The sequence below is a fragment of the Neoroseomonas lacus genome (assembly GCF_014644535.1).
In the GTDB taxonomy this organism is placed as follows: Bacteria; Pseudomonadota; Alphaproteobacteria; order Acetobacterales; family Acetobacteraceae; genus Neoroseomonas; species Neoroseomonas lacus.
Map to the genome: position 1 here is coordinate 396,605 of NZ_BMKW01000004.1, position 23,217 is coordinate 419,821.

Consider the following 23,217-nt stretch of genomic DNA (forward strand, 5'->3'; position numbering starts at 1 on the left):
CAATACTGCCATAAAAAGAAAGATTTTTCTTTTCATCAACAACCTCTGCCGAAAACCGCCTTTCCCATCCTACCCGTCGCACGCCAAACCATCCCCCGTTGCCCCGCGCCGCCGCAGGCCGTAATCGGCACGCGCAGGCAGGGATTATCGCATGACCGAAACCGTCATCCTGGAAACGCGGGAGACCAAGCGCTCCTACGGGCCGCTCTGGCTCGCGCTCTCCGTTGTCATGCTGGGGCTGCCCTTCCTCGGCCGGCAGCGCATCATCCTGACCAATGAGCGCATCACGCTGACCCAGGGTTTCTGGACCAAGTCGCGCGACGACATCGAGATCTTCCGCATCCGCGACGTGGTGGTGAAGCAGAGCCTCTATCACCGCCTGGTCGGCATCGGCGACATCGTGGTCAAGGCAATGGAAGGCCGCTCGGAAGAGACGCATGTGCTGCGCGGCATAGCCGACCCGGTGCGCGTCAGCGAGGCCATCCGCGGCGTGTGGAACCGTACCGCCCGCCCTGCCGGGCCAGCGACGACGCTCGACTGACAAGAGCATTTCGCGATCATGTGGGAGCACCTGATCGCGTGAAGTTCGTCGCGAGCACAACAAGCCGTCTTAACGCAGCCCGGCCTTCGCCAATTCCGGGCCCAGCCGCCCGGTCGCCATCAGCCATGCCATGCGCAGATCCGAATACAGAGACCAGGCCGGATAGGTGAAGGTGGCCGGCCGGTTGCGTTCGATCAGCATGTGGCTGCCCCAGGCGAAGGCGTAGCCGACCACCACCGCGGCCGGTATCAGCCACCACGGCCCGGCCAGCAGCCCCACGACCAGCAGCGCCAGCCCCAGCGCGGTGCCGAGCGCATGGATCGTCCGTGTCCACGGATTGGCGTGTTCCCGCAGGTAGTAGGGCCAGAACTCGGCATAGGTGGTGATGCGATCCGCCATGCCGCCAGCCTAACCGAGCGACGCCGTCACAGGCCAGCGCGCAGAAGCCGTTCCCGTCGCCACCGGCTTCTGCCAGTTTGCCACGATGCCAGCAGCCTTCGCTCCCCTTCGCCACTCGGCCTTCCGCCTGCTCTGGTGGGCCAATCTCGCCGCCAATATCGGCCTCTGGGTCCAGAACACGGGAGCGGGGTGGATGATGACCAGCCTCGACCCGTCCCCGGTCATGGTCTCCCTGGTGCAGGCCGCCTCGATGCTGCCGGTCTTCCTGCTGGCGCTGCCGGCCGGCGCGCTGGCCGACATCATCGATCGCCGCATCTACCTGATCGGCGCCCAGGCCTGGGTGCTGACGGTGGCGTCCCTCCTCGCCTTGCTGACCTGGGCTGGCATGCTCGGCCCCTGGGGCCTGCTGTTCTTCACCTTCTGCATCGGCATGGGCAATGCGCTGAACTTCCCCGCCTGGGCCGCCACCACGCCGGAACTCGTCCCGCGCGAGGACCTGGTGCAGGCCATCGCGCTGAACGGTATTGGCTTCAACCTCTCGCGCGCCGTGGGCCCGGCGATCGGTGGCTTCGCCATCGCGCTGGCCGGCACCCAGGCCGCCTTCGCGCTCAATGCGCTGTGCTTCCTGTCATTGCTGCTCGCCTTGCTGTTCTGGAAGCGGGAGGCGCCGCGCAGCGCCATGCCGCCCGAACATTTCCTCTCCGCGATGCGGGCCGGGCTGCGCTTCGTCGCTGCCAGCCCGGCGATGCGCGCCACCATCCTGCGCGCCGTCACTTTCTTCTTCTTCACCTCGGCGGTGTGGGGGATGCTGCCGCTGGTGGTGCGCCACAAACTCGGCCTGGGGCCGGAGGCCTACGGCGGCATGCTCGGGCTGATGGGCGTCGGCGCGGTGGCGACCGGCTTCGCCCTGCCGGCCCTGCGCGTGCGGCTCCCGACGCGCGGCTCCATGGTCACCGCCTTCTCGCTGGTCTCGGCGCTGGCGCTCGCGGTGCTGGGGGTGTCCAACCATTGGGTGCCGGCGGGCGTGGCGATGCTGCTGTTCGGCGCCGGCTGGCTCGCCGCCGCCTCCACCCTGCAGGCCTCCGCGCAATTCGCCACCCCCGCCTGGGTCCGCGCGCGGGCGATCGGCATCTACCAGCTGTGCTTCTTCGGCGCGATGACCGCGGGCGCGGTGCTGTGGGGCTGGGCCGGCAACACCTTCGGCATCGAGCCGGCGCTGCTGGGCGCCGCGGTCATCTGCGCCATCGCCGCGATCGGCGTGCGCGGCTGGCGCCTCGACACCGCGACGAGCACCGAGCCGCCGCGCGTCGCCATGCCGTCCCCCGAGGCGCCCGCCGCCGAGTTGCGCAACATCCTCGACGAGCATTCCGGCCGGGTCCTCGAAGTCGTGCGCTACCGCGTCGACCCGACCAACCGCGCCGCCTTCCTCGCCGCCATGAAGGAATCGCGCCGGGTCCGCCTGCGTTGCGGCGCGGTGGCCTGGCGCCTTCTCGAGGATGTCGCCCATCCCGAACGCTGGATCGAGCTCTGGGCCGTCGAATCCTGGACAGAACATCTGCGCGAGGCCGGACGGCTCGATGCCGCCGACCGCAACGTTCTGGCGCGCGCCGCCGGCTTCCAGGTCGGCGATGATGCGCCCGAGGCCGCGCGCTACCTGACCGTGCAACCTTGACCTTGCATGGTCGTTTGCCTCCCATGTCCAATACGATCAAGGAAGCCCCCGCCATGGCGAAATCCAAGGCCGCGAAACTGCACGCGACCAACAACGACCTCGGCGCCAATGTGCGCGAAGTCTCGGTCGGCGTGCTCAACGCCACCCTGGCCGACACGGCCGACCTCACCAACAGCGTCCGCATGGCGCATTGGACCGTGCGCGGCCCGCATTTCGCCGGCCTGCACGCGCTGTTCGAAGGCTTCTACAACGATCTTGGCGCTGTGACGGACGACATCGCCGAACGCGTCATCCAACTTGGCGGCACGCCGGACGGCACCACCCAGATCATCGGCGAGAAGACCCGCCTCGACGCCTACCCCGCCGACCTGCGCGACGGCATGGACCATGTGAAGGCGCTGACCAAACGCTATGCCGCGCTCGCCAAGACGGTGCGCGAGGGCATCGATGAAACCGACGAGGCCGGCGATGCCGACACAGCCGACCTGCTGACCGGCTACTCCCGCACGCTCGACAAGGCGCTGTGGATGCTTGAAGCGCATCTCGGGTGAGTATCGCCTGGTCAAGGCTGGCGCTTGCCAGCGGCGCGGCGGTGGCGTTGCTCGCCGCCTGCGCCTTGCCCGGCGGCGAGGATGCCGGCGAGGGCTGCCGCAACCAGGTCAGTAGTTTCAATGGCTCGGGCGACGCCTTCCTCGCCCCGGCGCGCTGGACCGCGCCGGGCGAACTGCCCCGTGGCACCGTCGCGACCAATTTCGGCCGCCCCTCCGCGACGCCCGGAGCCGGGCTGGAATCGACACTGCGCCAGGAAAACGCCGATATCGACGCGGTGCAGATCGCCTTCGACGCGCTGCTCTATTGCCGCTGGATCGAGGCGCGGGTGATCCGCGCCGAACTCGCCGCCAATCGCGTGCCGCGCCCGGCTGCCGAAGCCCGCATGGCGGCGCTGCGCGCGCGGCTGCAGCGTGACCTCGCCCGCGCCCAGGCCGTGCTCGACGCGCTGGAAGCCCGCACCACGCAGCGTGACGCGGCGATCGAGGCGGCCGCACCCGGCTCGCGCGCCGCCGCCCGCCGCGCCCGGGCCGAGAGCGGGGCAACCCGCAGCGTGGTCGCCGCCGCGACGGTGCCGCTGCGCCTGCGTCCCGAGGCCGGTGCCCCCGAGATCGGCCGCGTCGCCGCCGGCCAGGCCGTCTCGGTCCGCCCGGCGCAATCGGGTTTCGCGCTGGTCGAGGGGCAGGGCGGGCTGCGCGGCTATGCGCCCACCGGCGCTTTCCAGATCGCCGAGCGCGCCGCCCCCGCCGCCACTGGTGGGGCGGGCGCCGAGATCCGCCAACTGGTCGCCACCAACATCGCCCGGCGCGACAATTTCGCCGAAAGCCTGGGCCTGGCGCGCGAGGCGGCGGTCTCCGGCTTCGAACTCGGCGCCTGAGCGTGGCGAACGCCCGGCGGCGCGCCCTGCTGCTGGGCTTGCCGGGCCTCGCCGCGGCCTGTGCGGGCGACGACGATCTCGCTGACCTCGAACCCGGCCGCTGGCCACCGCATTGGGAGGCCTTCGCCGCCGAAACCACCAGCCAGCGCCTCGCCGTCCTGCCGCCATTGCGTATCGAACCGCCCGGCCCGGATGTGACGGCCACGCTGCGGGTGTTCTCGGGACGATGGGAGGGTTGGGCCGGCATCAATCGCCGCCAGTCCATCGCCGTCGCCGTGACCGCGCTGGATGCGCGCGGTGGCCGGGGCATGGTGGCGCGCGCCTCCGACAGCTTCGCCCCACGCGTCTGGTCCTGGCGCTTCCGCTTGCTTGAGGGTTTCCAGATCCGCGGCCCGGTGGCCGGGTGGCCCGCCCTGGTCACCCTGGCACCGCGGCCGGACGGCGCCATGAACCTCGCCTGGACAGAGGACGACCCCGACTTCAACCTCGGCCAGGCGGAAGGCGTCGTGACCCGCGTGGCGTGAGGCGGCGCGCGGGCGAATCGCCTGCCGCGTTGTTTCCTGCCGCTCTCGCCGGTATCCTCGGCGGCCTAAGGGGAACAAGACATGAACGATTTGTTCGGCCGGGGCGGCGCGGGGAAAGGCGCCGCCGGGCAGGGCCAAGGCTATTCCGCCAAGGACATCGAGGTGCTGGAAGGGCTCGAACCCGTCCGCCGGCGCCCCGGCATGTATATCGGCGGCACCGACGAGAACGCCCTGCACCACCTCGCCGCCGAGGTCATCGACAACGCCATGGACGAGGCGGTGGCCGGTCATGCCGACCGCATCGACGTCACGCTCGCCGCCGGCAACTGGCTGACCGTGCGCGACAATGGCCGCGGCATCCCGGTCGACCCGCACCCGAAATTCCCCAAGCTGTCGGCGCTGGAAGTCATCCTCACCACGCTGCATTCGGGCGGCAAGTTCTCCGGCAAGGCCTACGAGACCTCGGGCGGCCTGCACGGCGTCGGCTCCTCGGTGGTCAACGCCCTGGCCGAACGGCTGGAGGTCGAGGTCGCGCTCGACCGCACCCTGTTCACGCAATCCTACGAACGCGGCAAGCCGGTCACCAAGCTGAAGAACGCCGGCCCGGTGCAGAACCGCCGCGGCACCACCATCCGCTTCAAGCCCGACCCCGAGATCTTCGGCGCGCAGGAATTCAAGCCGGCACGGCTGCACCGGCTGTGCCGTTCCAAGGCCTATCTGTTCCGCGGTGTCGAGATTCGCTGGTCCTGCGACCCCGCGCTGATCAAGGACGAGACGCCTTCCGAGGCGGTGCTGCATTTCCCTGGCGGGCTGTCGGACTTCCTCGCCTCGGCGATCACGGGCCAGGCGACGGTGGTCTCCACCCCCTGGAGCGGCCAGGCGGAGTTCCCCGACGGCGCCGGCCGCGTCGAATGGGCCGCGACGTGGATGGAGCGCGCCGAGGGCTTCCTCAACACCTATGCCAACACCATCCCGACCGGACAGGGCGGCACCCATGAAGCCGGCTTCCGCGCCGCGTTGGTCAAGGGCCTCCGCGCCTATGGCGAGTTGAAGAAGGAAAAGCGCGCCGCGGCCGTCACCGCCGAGGATCTGTTCGGCGGTCTCGCCGGCATGCTCTCGGTCTTCGTGCGCGACCCCCAATTCCAGGGCCAGACCAAGGACAAGCTGACCAGCCCGGAAGCCGCCCGCCTCGTCGAGAACGCCCTGCGCGACAATTTCGACCATTGGCTGGCCGGCGACCCGGCAACGGCTGACAACCTGCTCGCCTTCGCCATCGAACGCGCCGAGGACCGCATCCGTCGCCGCGCCGAGAAGGAGATGCCGCGCAAATCCGCCACCCGCAAGTTGCGCCTGCCGGGCAAGCTGGCGGATTGCTCCCGCGCGACCTCCGAAGGCACTGAACTTTTCCTGGTGGAGGGCGATTCGGCCGGCGGTTCCGCCAAGCAGGCGCGCGACCGCGAGACCCAGGCGGTGCTGCCCCTGCGCGGCAAGATCCTCAACGTCGCTTCCGCCAGCACGGAAAAGCTGCGGCAGAACCAGGAACTCAAGGACCTGATCGAGGCGCTGGGCTGCGGCGTCGGCGACCGCTTCGACATCGCCAGGCTGCGCTACGGTCGCGTCGTCATCATGACCGATGCCGATGTGGACGGCGCGCATATCGCCGCGCTGCTGATGACCTTCTTCTACAAGGAACTGCCCGAGCTGGTGCGCCAAGGCCGCGTCTTCCTCGCCCAGCCGCCGCTCTACCGCCTGCAGGCCGGCGGCGTGTCGGTCTATGCGATGGACGATGCCGACCGCGAGCGCGTGCTCAAGGCGCGCTTCAAGGCCAACCAAAAGGTCGAGGTCAGTCGCTTCAAGGGCCTGGGCGAAATGCCGCCGGCCTCCCTTAAGGAGACCACCATGGACCCGAAGAAGCGCACCCTGCTGCGTGTGATCCTGCCGGCCGAGGACCGCGCCTTCACCAGTGAACGCATCGAGGCACTGATGGGCCGCAGGCCCGAACTGCGCTTCCAGTTCATCCAGGACAACGCGGCGAGCGTCGAGGCGGAGGCGCTCGACGCTTGAGGGGAGGGGGGCGGCCCCCTCCCGCCCGGTTGCCTCATCCGTCGATACCCATCCCCAGCGCCATCCGCCCGGTCAGTTCCAGCTGCGGCAATTCCTGCAGCGGATGGAAGCGCGCCCCCTGAACATCGCGGAAGGCGCGTTCCAGCCCCAGGTCGCGGTAGAAGGACGAACCCCCCACCAGTTCCATCGCGCGTTCCACCGTCGCGATCGCCGCCTCCGCCGTGAGGGTGTGGGCGATCGCCGCGCGGCTGGTGCGTTCCGGGCCGGGTGCATCGGTCTCAGCGATGGCGATCATGCGGTCGAGACCCATCTCCGCTTGCATGAAGGCGTTCTCCATGCGCCCCGCCGCGATGGTCAGCGCCGCGGTCTTCGGCTTGACCCGCGCGATCTCCAGTGCGTGGTTCCGTGCGCCCTCGGCCACGCCGACATAGGCCGCATAGACCAGCGGAAAGGCGAGCGCGAAGATGTGGTGGAACAGCATGTGCCATTGGCCTGGCGGGCGCCGCGCGACGATCGCCGCGTCAGGTACGAAGACGCCCTCCAGCGCCACGTCATGGGACCCCGTTCCACGCATCCCCAGCACGCGCCAGGTGTCGAGCCGCCGCACGCCTTCCGCCCTGAAGGGCACGGCGAAGTGCAGCACGGTCGGGCCGGCCTGCGGGTCGTCATGGATGGCGCTGGTCACCAGCAGGTCGCCCATCTGGCAGCCGCTCGAGAACACCTTCTTCGCAGTGACGCGGAAGCCGCCATCGACTTTCTCGGCGCGCCCATTGCTCGGCAGCCAATCGGACCCGCCGCTGCTGATCAACACCAGGTCTTCCGCGGCGACGCGCTTCAGCAGGCCCTCGACCGGTGCCTTCTCGTGCCGCCAGCGCCACGCAGGTACGGCGACCAGATGCGAATGCATCGAGAAGGCAAGGGCGGTCGATCCGCAAATCGTGCCGAGGCGACGGATCGCCTGGCAGATGTCGCGGTAGTCAGCACCGAGCCCGCCCAGCTCCGCCGGCACGAGCGCCTTGAAGAAGCCCGCCGCCTTCAGGGCCCGGAAGCCCTCCTCAACGAAGGTGTCCTCCTCGTCATGGCGCGCCGTGGTGGCGGCGATCTCGCGTCCAATTGCATCGGCGGCGGCAATCCAGTCGATCGTCAGGTGATCGGTGACCTGTGTGTCCGGCATGCTGCTCTCCCATCAGGGGCGTTGTGGTGGCGCTGACCCTGGCGTTTCGCGAAGCCAAGCTTCAAGGCCAGAAAATGGACTTGATTTCATCTTCGTAACCGAAGGATGGTGCTGCTATGCCGGGATATGGACAATTCTGTCCGGTGGCGAAGACCTGCGAACTGTTCGCCGAACGCTGGACACCATTGATCGTCCGCGAGCTCTGTTGCGGGCCGGCGCAGTTCAACGATCTACGCCGCCGTCTGCCGCTGATGTCGAAGACGCTGCTCGCACAGCGGCTGCGCGACCTTGAGCGTCATGGCGTGATCTCGATCACGACAAAGGCGAACGGTCCCGGCAATGTCTATGCGCTGACATCGGCGGGGGAGGATTTCCGTCCGATCATCGAGGCGCTGAGCCTGTGGGGCCAGCGCCACACGCAATCCATCCTGCGTCCTGAGGATTTCGACCCGCACTTCCTGCTGATGAGCATGAGCGGGCAGATCCCGCGTTCGGCCTTCCCCGCCGGGCGCTTCGTCATCCGCTTCGATTTCCGCAACATCCCCGCCGCGCGCACGGCGCAGCGCAGCTGGTGGTTCGTCTTCATGCATCCGCATATCGACCTGTGTATGAAGGACCCCGGTCATCCGGTGGATGCGGTGATCGCTGCGGATCTCGAAACCTTCACGCGGGTCTGGATGGGCTATCTCGGCCTGACCGACGAGACGGCACGGCACGGCATCGTCTTCGACGGCGAGCCATCGGCGACCGAGCGCGCCAAGGCGCTGCTCGGCCTGTTCGACCGGGTGCGCGAGCGGCGGCTCGTCTACGGGCCACCCGGCATGCTGGACGCGTGACACCTGCGGGGGGCAAACCCCCCGCCAATCCGCATTCTGGTGTCCGAGATACCCCTTGGAAGGCGGCGGCAACGGCGCCGCCGCCCTCGACGGCCGTTCCTTCAGAAGAAGGTGTCGCCGGTCACCCCGTCAAACACATGCCAGCCGAAGCCGATCTTGATATCGGCGCCGCTCTGGATGCCGACATTGATCTGCTCGATCGGCGTGCCGTTGTCCCATTCGACAACCAGGCTGGCGTCGCCATCGTGCCGGGCCGCCATGTCCTTGTAGATGACCAGCGCGCCGCTGTCCCCGGCCGAGCCGTAGATGTCGGCGACGAGGTTGTTGCCGAGGCCGGAGACATCGATCTGGTCGTGAATCGCGCCGGTGACGTCGAAGTAGGAGATCTTGTCCCACTCCGGTCCATTGTCATGCTCATGGAGCGACGTCCACCTGAACACGTCGGGGTTGAAATCATTCCCGTTCAGCACGGTGTCGTTGTCACCGTCCGAGAGAAGGACGTTGTCGGCTCCCGCGCGGTCGTAGATCGTGTCCTGCCCGGCGCCAGGGTCGATCGTATCGTCGCCGGTTCCGGCGTCGATGGTGTCGTTGCCATCGCCCGCCGTCACGACGTCATTGCCGGCGCCGGCATTGACCAAGTCGTTGCCGCTGCCGGAACTGACGGTGTCGTCGCCGTCGGCGGCATAGATGGTATCGGCGCCGCTGCCGGTGGTAAGCGCATCGTTGCCGGTCATGCCGTACACGAGGTTGTTGCCGTCGCCAGCATTGACGACGTCGTCGTCGCTGTTCGAGTTGATGGTGTCGTTGCCGGCACCGGTGGTGATGGTGTCGTTGCCGGTCACGCTGTTGATGTTGTTGTTGCCGTCGCCGGCGGAGATGAGATCGTTGCCGGCACCGCCGTTGACGAAGTCATTGCCGCTGCCGGAGGTGATCGCATCGTTCCCGTCGCCGCCCAGGATGCTGTTGGCGCCGTCGCCTGCGTTGACGACGTCATTGTCCGAACCGGCATTGACGGTGTCATTGCCGCTCCCAGTCGTAATGGTGTCGAGGCCGGTACCGCCGACAACGTCGTTGTTGCCTCCACCGGCATCGATGAGGTCGTTGCCGCTGCCGCCATCGACCTTGTCGTTCCCGCCATTGGCGAAGATGGTGTCGTTTCCGGCCTCGCCCATCACCACGTTGTTGCCACCGCCGGCACTGATCCAATCATTGCCGTTGCCACCCAACATGGTGTCGTTGCCGCCATTCGCGGTGAGCCTGTCGTTTCCGTCGAAGCCATTCAGGTAGTTGAAGCCGCTGCCACCGACCAAGACGTCGTTGTTGCGACCGCCCTCCAACCAATCGTCGCCATTGCCGCCATTGGCAATGATCTTCGAGAGCAGGGCATTGCCGCCGATCACGGAGTCATTGCCGTCGTAGCCGTTGATATCGATCCGGCGGAAGAAGCCGAGGCCGCCCGCCAGCAGATCCACGTCCTGCGGCAGGACGGGATCGACTTCGGTAGCCTGAATGATGTTGTCACTCAGGTTGACGATGTCATTTCCAGCTGTTCCGGTCAGAGTGAAACGCGTGCTGCTTTCTGCGTCAAAACTGTATGCCATGGTGGCGATCTCCCGTTTTCGTTGAGCGACAGTTCACCAAAATACTGGGCATGACTAAGAGCTTCCGGTTTTTGCCGGCGAATACAGAGAATAACATTCGATGCTCTAGATCCGGCGACCAATCCCGGAAGCTTATCAACCCAGTCGGATTATCTACTTCGACGTAATGCGTAGAAACAATAGCTATCATCAGCATATTTGGCATGAAAGCGGGTTGATTGGGCGTCTTATTAGTCGGCCGCAAATATCTGAAATGTCTAAATGCATATCGCCGCATAAACGAAATTGCAGAAGAATTAAGCGCATATAAGCGCCATAGTTGATAAAATCTGTCCGTGTTGGCGAATAGAGCTATATATCTTCAACTGAATAAGAAACTTCACGGAAGTTTGATATTATTTTTCGTCTTCAGGTTGATTATTGCAAGAACATTCCCATCAAACGGAAATTGAATCCGCATTCATCGTCAAATAATCTTGATTTCTATCAAGAAACGGAATGCGGCTGACTGGCAACAATTCAGGTAATGGCGTTGTTGCGGGCCGCATGCACCCGACCGCCGCGCCGGGCGTGGCGGTGCTCTGCCCTCACCCTCACCCTCACGCGCGGCATCGGCGGATGGCTTTTGGGTCGCCGCCTATAGCAGCGCGAATTTGACGGACGACAGCCCGGCGATCAGCCACACCGCCCCATGCACCTCGCCCGGCCGCCCGGCCAGCGTCTTCACCCCCGCATAGGTGATGAAGCCGAGCCCGATCCCTGTCGCGATCGAGAAGGTGAAGGGCATCGCCAGCGCGGTGACGATCGCCGGCAGGTATTCGGTGGTGTCCGCCCAATCGAGTTCCTGAAGCGACTTCGCCATCAGGCAGGCGACGAAGACCAGCGCCGGCGCCGTCGCGAAGCTGGGGATCGACGTCGCCAGCGGTGCCAGGAACAGCGCCAGCAGGAACAGCACGCCGACAGTCACCGCGGTCAGCCCGGTGCGCCCGCCCGCCTGGATGCCGGCGGCGCTTTCGATGTAGCTGACGGTGGTCGAGGTGCCGAGCACCGCGCCCATCATCGCCCCGGCCGAATCCGCCACCAGCGCCCGACCGAGGTTCGGCACCGTGCCATCCTTCCGCATCAGCCCCGCGCGATGCACCGTGCCGATCAGCGTGCCGGTGTTGTCGAGCAGATCGACGATGAAGAAGGTGAAGACGATCCCGGTGATGCCGAGCCCGATGGCCCCGGCGATGTCCAGCTGCATGAAGGTCGGCGCCAGCGGGGGTGGCATGGAGGCGATGCCGTGGAAGGTGGTCAGCCCAAAGGGAATGCCGGCCAGCGCGGTGAGGATGATGCCGATGACGATTGAGCCCGTCACGTTGCGCGCCGACAGCCCGGCGATCACCAGGAAGCCGGCGCAGGCGAGCAGCGTCCCGGTCTGCGTGATCGGCCCGAGGCTCAGCAGCGTCGCCGGATGCGCCACCACCAGCCCCATGCCGCGCAGCCCGATCAGCCCGAGGAAGAAGCCGATCCCGGCCGCGATGCCGAATTTCAGCGACAGCGGAATGCCGTTCACCAGCCATTCGCGGATGCGGAAGATGGAGACGGCGAAGAACAGCAGCCCCGATAGGAACACCGCCCCCAGCGCGACCTGCCACGGCACGCCCATCCCCTGCACGACGGCGAAGGCGAAATACGCGTTCAGCCCCATCCCGGGTGCCAGCGCGATCGGGAAATTCGCGATCACCCCCATCAGCATCGAGCCGATCGCCGCGGCGAGGCAGGTGGCGACGAAGGCCGCCCCGGCATCGATGCCCGCGGCGGCCATGATCGACGGGTTGACCACGATCACATAGGCCATGGTCAGGAAGGTGGAGAGGCCGGCGAGGATCTCGGTGCGCGGATCGGTGCCGCGCTCGCTCAGCCGAAACAGACGCTCCATGCGGTGCACTCCGGGGACTCGTGTTGCATCAAGGCTACGCCATGCCATGCACGCAAATCCCGCGCCGCCGCAGCCGGGCCATCCGCCGGCCCGGCGGTTGGTGCGTCAGTGTTGCATCTGCGCCGCGCCGAGGGCGGCGATGCGCAGCGCCAGTGCCTGCGCCCAATGGTCATGCGCCTGCTGCAGGCTGATGCCGATCGCCTCCGGCACCGCCGCCGCCTCGACGCCGAGGAACCAGCCCGCCGGCATGTCGAGCGCTGCGCCGAGGCTGAGCGCGAGGCGCAAGGTCAGCGGCTCCAGCCCCAGTTCGAGCCGGGCCATGCGCCGCTGGGTGATGCCGACGCGCCGGGCCAGCTGCGTCGCCGTCAGGCCGAGCCGGCGGCGCCGATGGTGCAGCGCCGCGCCCACCTGGCCGTCGAATTCGAACTCCGCCGGGGCCGGGCCCTCGGCGCCATCGGTGGCGGCGGCCTGCATGTGTTGAGACATTTTGTCGTCCTCATGGCTTTGCGTGCCGGCGGGTTCCCCGGGGGCCACCTCGTATCGAGGTTGGCGACCCGGCCGGTCCCGCCGGCGACGCAAGGACTGAGGCCGATTCGGCTAATGAAAAGTAAAAAACCGCCACATCTGGGGAAAATCGCCGGCAAGGCCACGACATGTAGAGGGCCGAGGCCGGCATCCGGCGCGTTGGCCGCGGCGTGTTGCTGTTCTAGGTTCGCCGCTGCCCCGTCCAAGGAAACCCGACATGCTCGCCTCCCAGCGCCACCTGTTCGATATCCCGCGCGATGTCGCCTACCTCAATGCCGCGGCGTGGTCGCCGCTGCCGCTGGCGGTGCAGCAGGCCGGGCGCGAGGGCGTCGCCCTCAAGGGCCACCCCTGGGAACTCGACCTGGCCCTGCCGGGCCAGCGCATCGAGCGCTGCCGCGCCGCCGCCGCCGCGCTGATCGGCGCCGCCGCCGATGACGTCGCGATCATCCCCTCGGTCTCCTACGGCGTCGCCGTCGCCGGCAAGATCTTCGCGCCCCCCGCCGGCGCCCGGGTGCTGGTCTTCGAGGACGATCATTCCTCCCCGGTGCTGGAATGGATGCAGCGCGCCCCCGCCCAGGGCTTCACGGTCGACACGGTCAGGCGCCCCGCCGATGGCGACTGGACCGCGGCGGTCGAGGAAGCGATCGCGCGGCCCGGCGCGCCGGTCTCGATCGCCTCCATCTCAAACCTGCATTGGGCCGATGGCGCGCTGCTCGACATGGACCGCATCAGCGCGGCGCTGAAGGCGAAGGGCGCCGCGCTCCTGATCGACGCGACGCATGGCGCCGGCATGATGGACCTCGACGTGAAGCGCATCGACCCGGATTTCCTGATTTTCCCGACCTACAAATGGGTGCTCGGCCCCTATGGCCGCGCCTTCATCTACATCGCCAAGCGCCATCAGGACGGCGTGCCGCTCGAACAGACCGGCTTCGGCCGCCGCGGCGTCACCAATGACCGCACGCCCTACCTGTCCGACCTGTCCTACGCACCGACCGCGCGGCGCTTCGACATGGGCGAGCGCGACCATTTCGTCGGCATCGAGATGTCCACCGTGGCGCTGGAACTGATGGCCTCCTGGGGCCACCAGGCAATCGGCGAACGCTGCGCGATGCTCACGGCGCGGCTGGAGGATGGCCTCGGCGCGGCCGGCGCCATCCTGCCGAAGCGCTCGCTGCGCGCGCCGCATCTGCTCTGCGTGAGTTTCCCTCACGGCATGCCGGCCGGCTTCATCGAGACGCTGGCGGCGCAAAAGGCCTTCGCGGCGCCGCGCCTCGGCCGGCTGCGCATCAGCCCGCATGTCTACAATGACGAGGAGGATGTCGACCGCTTCGTCGCGGCCTATGCGCGGCTTGCCAGGAAAGCAGCCTGAGGCGGCGGTCCGCGCCGCGGCAGTTGCGGGGACCACGACCATGTGGCGCCTGCCGCCGGCCGCATGGTCACGACTGAGCGGATGAGGTGAATCAAGCCGCTCGGCGAAGGGTCCGCCTAGCATGACAGGCGTTGTCCGGGAGGCACGCCATGGACCCGCCGGTGTTTCCCTGCCCTTCGCCTCGATGGGAGGCCTAATTGGCCCGCCACCCTGCGGGCCGCGCGATGGCGATCATTGCCCTCATCGGTGCGCTGGTCAGTCTGGATGGCTGCGAGATGGCAGCCAGCGACGCCGCCCTGCCGAAAGATGTAGCCGGCGGCCGCGTCGAGGCGGCCTGCCAGGGCATTGGCGGGCGATACATCGCGAATGCCGACACTGCGCGAACCTTCGGGCCGGTCACCGTGGTGCGGCCCGGCGCCGGTTGATGCGAGCGATCCCAAGGACCAGCGGTGTCCATGTTCTACCATATCGCACCGGTCATCGCCTGGTCTCGCGAGGGCCGCATGCCTACGCCGTCGGAACGCGCCCACACCTACTTCCTCGTCGCTGCCGGCGCCGATCCGCCGCTGTCGCCCACGGAAGCGCCGCCGCATATCGACGAGCTTCGTGCGATGCTCGAAGTTGATCTGCGCGACGGCTTGGCGGGTGGCGCTGGTTCGAACGACCGTCCGAGACTGCTCGGATGGGAGCATGGTCCGCGCTTCCGGACGATCCATGCGGAGCTTGGCGCCACGCCGCAGGAAACGAACTGTGTGCCGACGCAGGTCATCTATGAGGAATGGGGAAACCCAACCTTCCCAGCGGGTACGACGCTGCGGCTCACCTCGAATGTCCGCTAATGCCGGGCGCCGGCCGATAGCGGTATCGTGGCATTCGCATTTCTACGCGCCAGTGAGCGGCGCATGGCAGATGATGCTGAAGCCGACCCCCGCAGCGATGAGTGGAATGCGCTCATTGAACGCTTCTTCGCGTCGCTCCGCTTCGGTCCCGCGCCGAACACCGGCAGGCGCCGGCCTTGACGGCCCGGGAGAACGCATCGCCTGCGCTTCGAGCATCGGCGCGCCCAGCGTCCCGATAGAACGGCCGCGCCGACGGCGCGTCATCACCGCCCGAAGGTCAGCGACCGCGTCGGCACGAGCCTGTCGCCATTGGCATGGTCGAGCACGCGCAACCGGCCCTGCAGGAAGGCATCCATCGTCGCCACCTGCAGGTCAAGGTCGGACGCCGCCTTCGAGCGCGTGCCGATCTCCAGGCCTACGGCGTTGTTGAACAGGTCCATCTGCGAGGCGGGCGAGCCCCAGGCGGCGTTCATCTCATGCGCCACCAGCACTTCGAGTGCGTCGGTGTAGCCGAGGTCCCGCGCCAGCATCGAGGCCAGGAAGCAGTGCCGCAGCGCATCGGCCGGGCCTTCGTTGCGCGAGGCGAGCGCCACGGCATTCGCGTCATCCGCCGTAAGATCGTCGGTGAAGGCGAAGGAGACGGCGCGCGACCAGCGCGTCGCTTCCTCCTTGGCCGCCAGCAGCTTGGGGAGCGAGGTGGCCTTGCTGAGGATGGTCCCGGCCTCGGCCAGGTTGCTGCCCTGCGATCCGAGCGCTTCGTTCGCGAGGGCGGCGAGGTCGTCCATGAAGGACATGGTGGTCTCCGTCGGGTGGCGTTGATGCCGCCGCTCTAAGGCCGCCGGTCGGGCTTGGGGAGGAAGTGATTCAGGGTGGTCGTTCGCCATGCGATCCGGATCACAGGGGCGGCTCGGAGCGCCGCCCCCTCAGGAACCGGCGACACCGCCGCAGGCATCGCACAGGCCTCGACCTCGCCCGTGGTCCACATCGCCGCCCGCGGAACCGGAGCGAAAGCTGTCTTCGCGCCCGGCCCGCGCATCAACGATGCCGGCACGTCGCCTCGTCCAACGCCCGCTCATCGCGTCCAACGTCCCCGCGTCATTGGCGAGGCGAGATCAGGAGAGGGGCGGCGCCCCTCCCCATCGATGCACTACCCCTTGCGGATGTTGTGGAACAACGGAAACCCGTTGAGCATATCGGTGATGTTGCTGCGGAAGGCGAAGGGCTGCATCCACGCCCCGGTCGGGATGTAGGGCACGTCCTGCCATGCCTGCATCTGGATGTCGCGGCAGATGCGCTGCTGCTCTTCCAGCGTTGCGGCATCGAGAAACTCGTCGCGCAGCGCCTCGATGCGCGCCGATTCCGGCCAGCCGAACGGCCCGTTGCGCCCGAGCCCGCGCACATAGGATTGCGTCGCCGGCGTGGTCGCGATGATGCCGGGGATGTAGTTGCACCACACCGACCAGCCGCCGCGGTCGAGACCCTCCTTGTTGGCCAGCCGCGGCAGCACCGTGCCCCAATCCAGCGCCTGGTAGTCGAGGTTGACACCCACCTTGCGGAACATGTCGGCGGCGAGCTGGCTCATCGCATTCAGCGAGGGCAGGTCGGTCGGCACCACGAAGACCACGCGCTCGCCCTTGTAGCCGGCGGCTTCGAGGTCGCGCTTCACCTTGTCGAGGCTGCGAGGGCCGGTCATCACCTCGAGCCCGACCTCGGTCGCCATCGCGCTGCCGGGCAGGAAAAAGCCGCAGCGGTCGTTCCACAGGGAGCGTTCCTCGCCCATCACCGCCTGCATGTATTCGGTCTGGTTCACCCCGGCGAGGAAGGCTCGGCGGATCGCCGGATTGTCGAAGGGCGGCACCAGGTGGTTGAAGCGGATCATCCCCATCAATCCGCCGCGTTCCTTCGCCTCAACGCGGATATTGCGGTTGCGCCGCAGCAGCGGCAGCAGGTCGGGCTGTGGCTGTTCCCACCAATCGACCTCACCGGCCTGCAGCGCGGCCGCGGCGGTCGCCGCATCGGGCAGCGTCACCCACTCGACGCGGTCGATATGCACCACCTTCGGCCCGGCGGCGAAGGACGGCGTGCCGGAGGAGCGCGGCACATAGCCGTCGAACTTCTCATAGACGTTGCGTGCACCGGCCACGCGTTCGGACGCGATGTAGCGGAACGGCCCGCTGCCCACCATTTCCGTCACCTGCACGCTGGGCGGGTTCGACGCCAGGCGTTCCGGCAGCACCGGGCAGAAGGCGGAAGGCTTGGCGAGGGCGGTCGGCAGCAGCGGGAAGGGCTTCTTCAGCCGGAACTGGATGACCTTGTCGGAGATCGCGCTCAGCTCCTCCGTCACCCCGCGCAGCGTCTGGCCGAAGGCGTCGATCTGCATCCAGCGATTGATGCTGGCGACCGCATCGCGCGCCAACACCGGCGTGCCGTCATGGAACTTCAGCCCCTCGCGCAGCGTCAGCTTCCAGGTCTTGCCGTCATTCTCGACGACATGGCCTTCGACCATCTGCGGTTGCGGCATGAAGCTGTCGTCGAGACCGTAGAGCTGGTCATAGACCATGAAGCCATGGTTGCGGGTGACGAGACCCGTGGTGAAGACCGGGTCGAGCAACGCCAGGTCGGCCTGCGGCACGAACTTCACCACCTTGCGCTGCTGCGCTCGCGCCGGGGCGGAGAGCGATGCGGCTGCCGCCGCTGCGGTGGCAAGGACGTCACGACGTTTCATGGCACGCACTCTCCGTTGATGGGTGAAGGAACTATTGGGCGAAGGGCGGCCTGTGCTGCGCCCAGGGCTGCGCTTCCTCGAAGGCCGCGCTCGCCTGCAACACGCCGAGATCGTCAAAGCGCCGGCCAGCGATCTGCAACCCGACCGGCAACCCCGCCGGGGTGAAGCCACAGGGCACGCTCGCCGCCGGGCTACCCGACCAGTTGAATGGGTAGGAGAATTCCGCCCACATCAGCCAGTCCCAGTCATGCTGCGGCCAATGCGCCGGCTGCAGCCTGTCGGCCGGGAAGGCGGCGACGCTCACGGCCGGGGAGAGCAGGAAGTCGTAGCCCTCCATGAAGTCGTGGATCTGCTGGATGTAGTCGAATCGGCGCAGGCGCATCTGCATGAATTGCGGTGCGGTGAAATGCTGCGCGTATTTGATCATCGCAACGAAGCCCGGGTCCATCCGGTCCTCGAACTCCGCCAGGCTGCTGGCCCGCCCGCTGAAGGTCGCCGGCCAGAAGAAGCGCACCAGCTCCGGCCCGAGCGGCCCCCACGCCGGCGTCACCTCCTCGACCTCGGCGCCCATCGCCTCGAAGACCCTGACGGCGCGATCGACGACCTCGGCGATCTCGGGATCGACGCGCGCATGCCCCAGGTCGCGCGTATAGGCGATGCGCTTGCCCTTCATCGACACGCCCTTGAGCCGCGAGGCGTAATCCTGCGCCGGCGCCTCCAGCGAGGTGTAGTCCCACGGATGCGGCCCGGCCATCGCCTGGGTCATCAGCGCGGCATCCTCCACGCTACGCGTCAGCGGCCCGATATGGGTGGCGAGGTCGTTGTTCGACATCGGCCAGTTCGGCACCCGCCCATGCGTCGGCTTCAGCCCATACACGCCGGAGAAATGCGCCGGCATGCGGATCGACCCCGCACCGTCGCCACCCTGGTGCAGCGGCCCATAGCCGCAGGCCGCCGCAACGCCGGCGCCGGACGACGACGCCCCCGCATTCAGCCCGCGGCCCCACGGGTTGTGCGTGATGCCCGAGATCATCGCCTGGCTGACGCCCTTCCAGCCCCATTCGCCGGCCGAAGTCGTCTTGCCCATCATCATCCCGCCGGCATCGAGCAGCCGGCTGACGCACGGCGCATCCACATCCGGGATGGTGCCCTGCAGGATGGCGGTGCCGAAATCCGTCTGCACGCCCTTCGTGTGCTGCAGATCCTTGATCGTGACAGGAACGCCTTCGAGCAGCCGCGGCGTGTCGCGCTGCATGAACACGGCTTCCGATTTCCGTGCCGCCGTCATGGCGTGCTCGGGCGTGACGCGCATCATCGCATTCACCTGCGGTTCCACACGCTCGATGCGGTCAAGAACCGCGCGGGCGACCTCCACTGGCGAGAGCTTGCGCGCCCGATACAGCGCGGCGAGTTCCCGCACGCCAAGATAGCCGATTTCATCGATATCCATGCGCCATCCTCTGCTCCGGCGACACATCTTCATGTCGGATTCATCGAGCCGGCAAGAGCGCTCGGCTTCGTGATGGGTGACTTGCAGCAACGCTATCCACACGGGGAAACACAACGGCGCCTCGGATCGGAACGCCGCCGTGGTCGTGGTTAACGCTGAATGACCGCAGCGAATCCGGACGCGATATCGATATCGTGATCCGCAGCGGACCGCTGCCACCCGCAACGAGCCTCTCCCAGGCTGGAGCGTTCTTCAGCGTATCAGGCGCGACGCCGGCCCGCACCCGCCATTCGGACACCCAACGACCGTAATCCGGCCAGGTAGGAATGCGGGCCGGTGTCGTCCGGTCGGACCATGCCCTCGGGTGTTCGAAGGATCGCGCGCGGCGGCCGGCCGGCCACCGTGCCCGCCGCCCACGAAAAAAAGGCCCCGCGCGATGCGCGGAGCCCCCTTTCGTCGCGTCCGATCCTGACGGGATCAGGCGGAGTAGTACATCTCGAACTCGACCGGGTGCGGGGTGTGCTCGAAGCGATACACCTCGTTCCACTTCAGCTCGATGTAGCTCTCGATCTGCTCCTTCGAGAACACGTCGCCCGCGAGCAGGAAGTCGTGGTCGGCGGCCAGCGATTCGAGCGCTTCGCGCAGCGAGCCGCACACCGTCGGGATGTCCTTCAGCTCTTCCGGCGGCAGGTCGTACAGATCCTTGTCCATCGGGTCGCCGGGGTGGATCTTGTTCTTGATCCCGTCCATCGCCGCCATGGTCAGCGCGGCATAGGCCAAATACGGGTTCGCGGTCGGATCCGGGAAGCGCACCTCGACCCGCTTGGCCTTCGGGTTGGTGGTGTACGGGATGCGGCAGGACGCCGAGCGGTTGCGGGCCGAATAGGCCAGCAGCACCGGCGCCTCGAAGCCCGGGATCAGGCGCTTGTAGGAATTGGTCGACGGGTTGGTGAAGGCGTTGATTGCCTTGGCGTGCTTGATGATGCCGCCAATGGCGAACAGGCACATCTCCGACAGGTCGGCGTAGCCGTTGCCGGCGAACATCGGCTTGCCACCCTTCCAGATCGACAGGTGGGTATGCATGCCCGAGCCGTTGTCGCCATAGATCGGCTTCGGCATGAAGGTCGCCGTCTTGCCGTAGCTGTGGGCGACGTTGTGCACGCAGTACTTGTAGATCTGCATCTGGTCGGCCATCTCGACCAGCTGGCCGAAACGGGTCCCGAGCTCATGTTGCGACTGCGCCACTTCATGGTGGTGCTTCTCGATCGGCAGGCCCATCTCGCCCATCGTCGACAGCATCTCGGCGCGCAGGTCGCTGTCGCCATCGACCGGCGGGACCGGGAAATAGCCGCCCTTCACCGCCGGGCGGTGACCCATATTGCCTTCCGGATAATCCTTCAAGGACGACCCCGGGCCCTCGACGCTGTCGAGCTGGTAGATGCCGTAGTTGCCGCCCGTGCCGAACTTCACGCTGTCGAAGATGAAGAACTCGGCCTCGGCGCCGACCAGCACCGTGTCGCCCACGCCGGACGAACCAACATAGGCCGCGGCCTTCTTCGCCGTGCCGCGCGGGTCGCGCGCATAGAGCTGGCCGGTCGAGGGCTCATAGATGTCGCAGATCAGGATCATCTGCGGCTTGGCCGAGAACGGGTCCATGCAGGCCGTCGTCGGGTCCGGCATCAGGATCATGTCGGACTCGTTGATTGCCTTCCAGCCGGCGATCGAGGAGCCATCGAACATGAAGCCGTCCGTGAACACGTCCTCGGTGACGGTCGAGACGTGCTGGGCGGTGTGCTGCCACTTGCCGCGCGGATCGGTGAAGCGGAGATCCACGTATTCGACACTGTGCTCCTTCATCATCTCCAGCACTTTGGAGACGGCGGAGCCACCGGCGGGTGCGGCGGCGGGCTTCTTGGCCATGATGTGCGGTCCTGTTCCCTGACTGCGAAAACCCCGAAACCTGTCCCCGAACCGCGGCTTCGGAACCCCGCGGAACGACCCGGCGTAGCCTCGCGATGCGGCGTCATACGCCACATCGCCTGGCTCATCCGGTCTGGCGGGCGCCCTGCGCCGCGTCCGGACCAGCCACCGCCCCCCCGCCGGGGAGGGGTCGGCGAAACTCGCGCGGCCTAGACCGCGTCGTCGCCCCGTTCGCCCGTGCGGATGCGGATCACCTCGGAGATGTCCGAGACGAAAATCTTGCCATCGCCGATCCGGCCCGTGCGGGCGGCGGCCTGGATGGCCTCCACGGCGCGGTCCAGCATGTCGTCGCCGCAGACCACCTCGATCTTCACCTTCGGCAGGAAGTCCACGACGTATTCGGCGCCGCGATACAGCTCCGTATGGCCCTTCTGCCGCCCGAAGCCCTTGGCCTCGACCACGGTCAGGCCCTGCAGCCCGATTTCATGCAGCGCATCCTTCACCTCGTCGAGCTTGAAGGGCTTGATGATCGCTTCGATCTTCTTCATCGGCTCCTGTCCAGCGGCCTTCTGCGCCCCGTGGCGCACCAGCCGTCCTCCCGGTTGTCCCGGTGCCTCGTTCCCGTGTTCAGCGCGCGGCCCGGTCCGTAGGGATACGGGACACGCGCCGGGTATTGCACGCGCCATGCCGAACCAGCAATCGGATGCGCCCACGGAAAATCACCAGGCAGCACGGAGCATGGCCGAAGCGTTGGGCGAAATGCATAAAAAATGGGCTAAAACTGCCCATCATCGCGGCGCCAGGACGCCTCATCCTGTCACACAACCCGTTGCCGCCTTGCCCGCCCGGCGCCATAACCACCGCCCATCACACGTTCAGGACAAGTGCGAGGCCGATGCAGCCGCAGAACGCCCTCCTTTCCGCCACCGGCACCACGGTCTTCACCGTCATGTCGGCATTGGCGAACCAGCACCAGGCGATCAATCTCGGCCAGGGCTTCCCCGATTACGACGGCCCTGAGGATGTGGTCCGCGCCGCCGCCGACGCGTTGCTGGACGGCCGTAACCAATACCCGCCGATGACCGGCCTGCCGGAATTGCGCAACGCCGTGGCGGCCCATGCCAAGCGCTTCTATGGCATCGACGCCGACCCGAATGCCGAGGTCGTCGTAACCTCCGGCGCCACCGAGGCGATCACCGCCTGCCTGATGGCCGTGCTGAACCCTGGCGACGAATGCGTGCTGATCGAGCCGCTCTACGACACCTACCTGCCGGTGGTGAAGCTGCTCGGCGCCATCCCCAAGCTGGTGCGGCTCTCCCCGCCGAACTGGGAATTGCCGCGCGCCGAACTGGCCGCCGCTTTCGGCCCCAAGACCAAGGCGATCCTGTTCAACACGCCGATGAACCCGACCGGCAAGGTGTTCACCGCCGCCGAACTCGCCTTCATCGCCGACCTGATCGCCCGGCATGATTGCTACGCCATCTGCGACGAGGTCTACGAACACCTCACCTTCGACGGCTGGAAGCACATCCCGCTGATGACGCTGCCGGGCATGCGCGAACGTTGCATGCGCATCGGCTCAGCCGGAAAGACCTTCAGCCTGACGGGCTGGAAGGTCGGCTACATCACCTGCGACCGTTCGCTCGCGCCCAACGTCGCCAAGGCCCACCAGAACCTGACCTTCACCACCCCGCCCAACCTGCAGCGGGGCGTCGCCGTCGGCCTGGCGAAGGACGATGCCTATTTCGCCGGGCTCTCGGACCATCTCCAGCAGAAGCGCGACCGGTTGGCGAGCGGCCTCGCCCGGCTCGGCTTCGGCGTGCTGGAGACCAAGGGCACCTATTTCATCACCACCGATGTCCGCCCGCTCGGCTGGAACGGCGATGACGTCTCCTTCTGCCGCACGCTGACCGAGGAAGCGAAGGTCACCGCTATCCCGGTGACGGCTTTCTACGCGACCGAGGGCGCGCCCAACCACTACGCTCGCTTCGCCTTCTGCAAGGGCGATGCGCTGCTCGACCAGGCGCTGGCGCGGATGGAGGCGTGGCTCGCCGGACGCGGGACAGTGGCACGGGCGGCGGCGGGCTGAGGGAGGAAGGTTGGAGGGGCTTTGCCCCTCCAAGCCACCCCACCAAAGGCCTAAGAGTCTGACTCTGAACTCAGGTGGAACGAGCTAATCGTCTGATGAGCAAGAGGACGGCGGCGGCATAGAGGAAAGCAGTGGC

The 23,217-nt window shown here is 67.2% G+C and carries 21 protein-coding genes; 11 read left to right on the forward strand and 10 right to left on the reverse strand.

The annotated features are described in order from the left end of the window. The first annotated feature begins 151 nt into the window (after window positions 1–151). Window positions 152–541, forward strand: coding sequence for a PH domain-containing protein (locus IEY36_RS10475; protein ID WP_188966993.1), 390 nt, complete (start codon window positions 152–154; stop codon window positions 539–541). A 69-nt stretch (window positions 542–610) separates the two neighbouring features. Here IEY36_RS10475 and IEY36_RS10480 read toward each other — a convergent pair whose 3' ends face one another. After that, window positions 611–940 (reverse strand): DUF962 domain-containing protein, encoded by a 330-nt coding sequence (locus IEY36_RS10480; RefSeq protein ID WP_188966994.1) that lies wholly within the window; start codon window positions 938–940, stop codon window positions 611–613. An 85-nt stretch (window positions 941–1,025) separates the two neighbouring features. Between IEY36_RS10480 and IEY36_RS10485 the strand changes: the two genes are divergently transcribed. From IEY36_RS10485 to parE, 5 genes are all read left to right on the forward strand, one after another. Further along, on the forward strand, window positions 1,026–2,612 hold the full coding sequence (locus IEY36_RS10485; RefSeq protein ID WP_188966995.1) for an MFS transporter: 1,587 nt from the start codon (window positions 1,026–1,028) through the stop codon (window positions 2,610–2,612). Window positions 2,613–2,665: 53 nt separating this feature from the next. Further along, a complete protein-coding gene (gene dps / locus IEY36_RS10490; RefSeq protein ID WP_188966996.1) occupies window positions 2,666–3,163 on the forward strand; it encodes a DNA starvation/stationary phase protection protein Dps in 498 nt (165 codons plus the stop codon). Then, window positions 3,160–4,038, forward strand: a complete 879-nt coding sequence (locus IEY36_RS10495; RefSeq protein ID WP_188966997.1) for an SH3 domain-containing protein — start codon at window positions 3,160–3,162, stop codon at window positions 4,036–4,038. The genes dps and IEY36_RS10495 overlap by 4 nt, the downstream gene beginning before the upstream one ends. Window positions 4,039–4,040: 2 nt before the next feature. After that, a complete protein-coding gene (locus IEY36_RS10500) occupies window positions 4,041–4,562 on the forward strand; it encodes a hypothetical protein (RefSeq protein WP_188966998.1) in 522 nt (173 codons plus the stop codon). A gap of 81 nt (window positions 4,563–4,643) precedes the next feature. After that, window positions 4,644–6,626 (forward strand): DNA topoisomerase IV subunit B, encoded by a 1,983-nt coding sequence (gene parE, locus IEY36_RS10505; protein ID WP_188966999.1) that lies wholly within the window; start codon window positions 4,644–4,646, stop codon window positions 6,624–6,626. Window positions 6,627–6,660: 34 nt separating this feature from the next. On the opposite strand, the gene IEY36_RS10510 is transcribed toward parE, so the two are convergent. Continuing rightward, complete coding sequence (locus IEY36_RS10510; protein WP_188967000.1) at window positions 6,661–7,800, reverse strand: acyl-CoA dehydrogenase family protein; 1,140 nt, start codon at window positions 7,798–7,800, stop codon at window positions 6,661–6,663. A gap of 143 nt (window positions 7,801–7,943) precedes the next feature. Here IEY36_RS10510 and IEY36_RS10515 point away from each other — a divergent pair, with 143 nt between their 5' ends. Continuing rightward, window positions 7,944–8,636 carry a winged helix-turn-helix transcriptional regulator gene (locus IEY36_RS10515; RefSeq protein ID WP_188967001.1) on the forward strand — a complete coding sequence of 231 codons (693 nt, stop codon included), beginning with the start codon at window positions 7,944–7,946 and terminating at the stop codon, window positions 8,634–8,636. Window positions 8,637–8,737: 101 nt separating this feature from the next. On the opposite strand, the gene IEY36_RS10520 is transcribed toward IEY36_RS10515, so the two are convergent. The 3 genes from IEY36_RS10520 to IEY36_RS10530 form a co-directional block, all read right to left on the reverse strand. Continuing rightward, window positions 8,738–10,237, reverse strand: coding sequence for a calcium-binding protein (locus tag IEY36_RS10520; RefSeq protein WP_188967002.1), 1,500 nt, complete (start codon window positions 10,235–10,237; stop codon window positions 8,738–8,740). A gap of 637 nt (window positions 10,238–10,874) precedes the next feature. After that, window positions 10,875–12,161 (reverse strand): NCS2 family permease, encoded by a 1,287-nt coding sequence (locus IEY36_RS10525; RefSeq protein ID WP_188967003.1) that lies wholly within the window; start codon window positions 12,159–12,161, stop codon window positions 10,875–10,877. A 105-nt stretch (window positions 12,162–12,266) separates the two neighbouring features. Beyond that, window positions 12,267–12,647, reverse strand: a complete 381-nt coding sequence (locus tag IEY36_RS10530) for a helix-turn-helix domain-containing protein (protein WP_188967004.1) — start codon at window positions 12,645–12,647, stop codon at window positions 12,267–12,269. A gap of 256 nt (window positions 12,648–12,903) precedes the next feature. Between IEY36_RS10530 and IEY36_RS10535 the strand changes: the two genes are divergently transcribed. The 3 genes from IEY36_RS10535 to IEY36_RS10545 all read left to right on the forward strand — a co-directional run bounded on the left by IEY36_RS10535 (window position 12,904) and on the right by IEY36_RS10545 (window position 14,897). Beyond that, window positions 12,904–14,058: an aminotransferase class V-fold PLP-dependent enzyme gene (locus IEY36_RS10535; protein ID WP_188967005.1), complete on the forward strand. Its 1,155-nt coding sequence runs from the start codon at window positions 12,904–12,906 to the stop codon at window positions 14,056–14,058. A 197-nt stretch (window positions 14,059–14,255) separates the two neighbouring features. Beyond that, entirely contained in the window at window positions 14,256–14,483 is a 228-nt protein-coding gene (locus IEY36_RS10540; protein ID WP_188967006.1) for a hypothetical protein, read from the forward strand. A 30-nt stretch (window positions 14,484–14,513) separates the two neighbouring features. Next, complete coding sequence (locus IEY36_RS10545) at window positions 14,514–14,897, forward strand: hypothetical protein (protein WP_188967007.1); 384 nt, start codon at window positions 14,514–14,516, stop codon at window positions 14,895–14,897. 263 nt (window positions 14,898–15,160) lie between these two features. Here the strand turns inward: IEY36_RS10545 and IEY36_RS10550 are convergent, their stop codons facing one another. From IEY36_RS10550 to IEY36_RS10570, 5 genes are all read right to left on the reverse strand, one after another. Continuing rightward, window positions 15,161–15,691, reverse strand: coding sequence for a DUF6973 domain-containing protein (locus tag IEY36_RS10550; RefSeq protein WP_188967008.1), 531 nt, complete (start codon window positions 15,689–15,691; stop codon window positions 15,161–15,163). Between the two features lie 353 nt (window positions 15,692–16,044). After that, the gene (locus IEY36_RS10555; RefSeq protein WP_188967009.1) at window positions 16,045–17,622 is read right to left on the reverse strand and encodes an ABC transporter substrate-binding protein; all 1,578 of its coding nucleotides are present in this window, start codon (window positions 17,620–17,622) and stop codon (window positions 16,045–16,047) included. A 31-nt stretch (window positions 17,623–17,653) separates the two neighbouring features. Further along, window positions 17,654–19,072, reverse strand: coding sequence for an amidase (locus tag IEY36_RS10560; RefSeq protein ID WP_188967010.1), 1,419 nt, complete (start codon window positions 19,070–19,072; stop codon window positions 17,654–17,656). 477 nt (window positions 19,073–19,549) lie between these two features. Then, a complete protein-coding gene (glnA, locus tag IEY36_RS10565) occupies window positions 19,550–20,992 on the reverse strand; it encodes a type I glutamate--ammonia ligase (RefSeq protein WP_188967011.1) in 1,443 nt (480 codons plus the stop codon). A 209-nt stretch (window positions 20,993–21,201) separates the two neighbouring features. Beyond that, the gene (locus IEY36_RS10570; RefSeq protein WP_188967012.1) at window positions 21,202–21,540 is read right to left on the reverse strand and encodes a P-II family nitrogen regulator; all 339 of its coding nucleotides are present in this window, start codon (window positions 21,538–21,540) and stop codon (window positions 21,202–21,204) included. 347 nt (window positions 21,541–21,887) lie between these two features. Between IEY36_RS10570 and IEY36_RS10575 the strand changes: the two genes are divergently transcribed. Then, a complete protein-coding gene (locus IEY36_RS10575; protein WP_188967013.1) occupies window positions 21,888–23,081 on the forward strand; it encodes an aminotransferase in 1,194 nt (397 codons plus the stop codon). Window positions 23,082–23,217: the final 136 nt, after the last annotated feature.

What these genes read in the sequence shown, in the direction of transcription:
- IEY36_RS10475 (WP_188966993.1), top strand. Translation starts at nt 152, where the DNA reads ATGACCGAAACCGTCATCCTGGAAACGCGGGAGACCAAGCGCTCCTAC.
- IEY36_RS10480 (WP_188966994.1), bottom strand. Translation starts at nt 940, where the DNA reads ATGGCGGATCGCATCACCACCTATGCCGAGTTCTGGCCCTACTACCTG.
- IEY36_RS10485 (WP_188966995.1), top strand. Translation starts at nt 1,026, where the DNA reads ATGCCAGCAGCCTTCGCTCCCCTTCGCCACTCGGCCTTCCGCCTGCTC.
- dps (WP_188966996.1), top strand. Translation starts at nt 2,666, where the DNA reads ATGGCGAAATCCAAGGCCGCGAAACTGCACGCGACCAACAACGACCTC.
- parE (WP_188966999.1), top strand. Translation starts at nt 4,644, where the DNA reads ATGAACGATTTGTTCGGCCGGGGCGGCGCGGGGAAAGGCGCCGCCGGG.
- IEY36_RS10510 (WP_188967000.1), bottom strand. Translation starts at nt 7,800, where the DNA reads ATGCCGGACACACAGGTCACCGATCACCTGACGATCGACTGGATTGCC.
- IEY36_RS10520 (WP_188967002.1), bottom strand. Translation starts at nt 10,237, where the DNA reads ATGGCATACAGTTTTGACGCAGAAAGCAGCACGCGTTTCACTCTGACC.
- IEY36_RS10525 (WP_188967003.1), bottom strand. Translation starts at nt 12,161, where the DNA reads ATGGAGCGTCTGTTTCGGCTGAGCGAGCGCGGCACCGATCCGCGCACC.
- IEY36_RS10530 (WP_188967004.1), bottom strand. Translation starts at nt 12,647, where the DNA reads ATGTCTCAACACATGCAGGCCGCCGCCACCGATGGCGCCGAGGGCCCG.
- IEY36_RS10535 (WP_188967005.1), top strand. Translation starts at nt 12,904, where the DNA reads ATGCTCGCCTCCCAGCGCCACCTGTTCGATATCCCGCGCGATGTCGCC.
- IEY36_RS10545 (WP_188967007.1), top strand. Translation starts at nt 14,514, where the DNA reads ATGTTCTACCATATCGCACCGGTCATCGCCTGGTCTCGCGAGGGCCGC.
- IEY36_RS10550 (WP_188967008.1), bottom strand. Translation starts at nt 15,691, where the DNA reads ATGTCCTTCATGGACGACCTCGCCGCCCTCGCGAACGAAGCGCTCGGA.
- IEY36_RS10555 (WP_188967009.1), bottom strand. Translation starts at nt 17,622, where the DNA reads ATGAAACGTCGTGACGTCCTTGCCACCGCAGCGGCGGCAGCCGCATCG.
- IEY36_RS10560 (WP_188967010.1), bottom strand. Translation starts at nt 19,072, where the DNA reads ATGGATATCGATGAAATCGGCTATCTTGGCGTGCGGGAACTCGCCGCG.
- glnA (WP_188967011.1), bottom strand. Translation starts at nt 20,992, where the DNA reads ATGGCCAAGAAGCCCGCCGCCGCACCCGCCGGTGGCTCCGCCGTCTCC.
- IEY36_RS10570 (WP_188967012.1), bottom strand. Translation starts at nt 21,540, where the DNA reads ATGAAGAAGATCGAAGCGATCATCAAGCCCTTCAAGCTCGACGAGGTG.
- IEY36_RS10575 (WP_188967013.1), top strand. Translation starts at nt 21,888, where the DNA reads ATGCAGCCGCAGAACGCCCTCCTTTCCGCCACCGGCACCACGGTCTTC.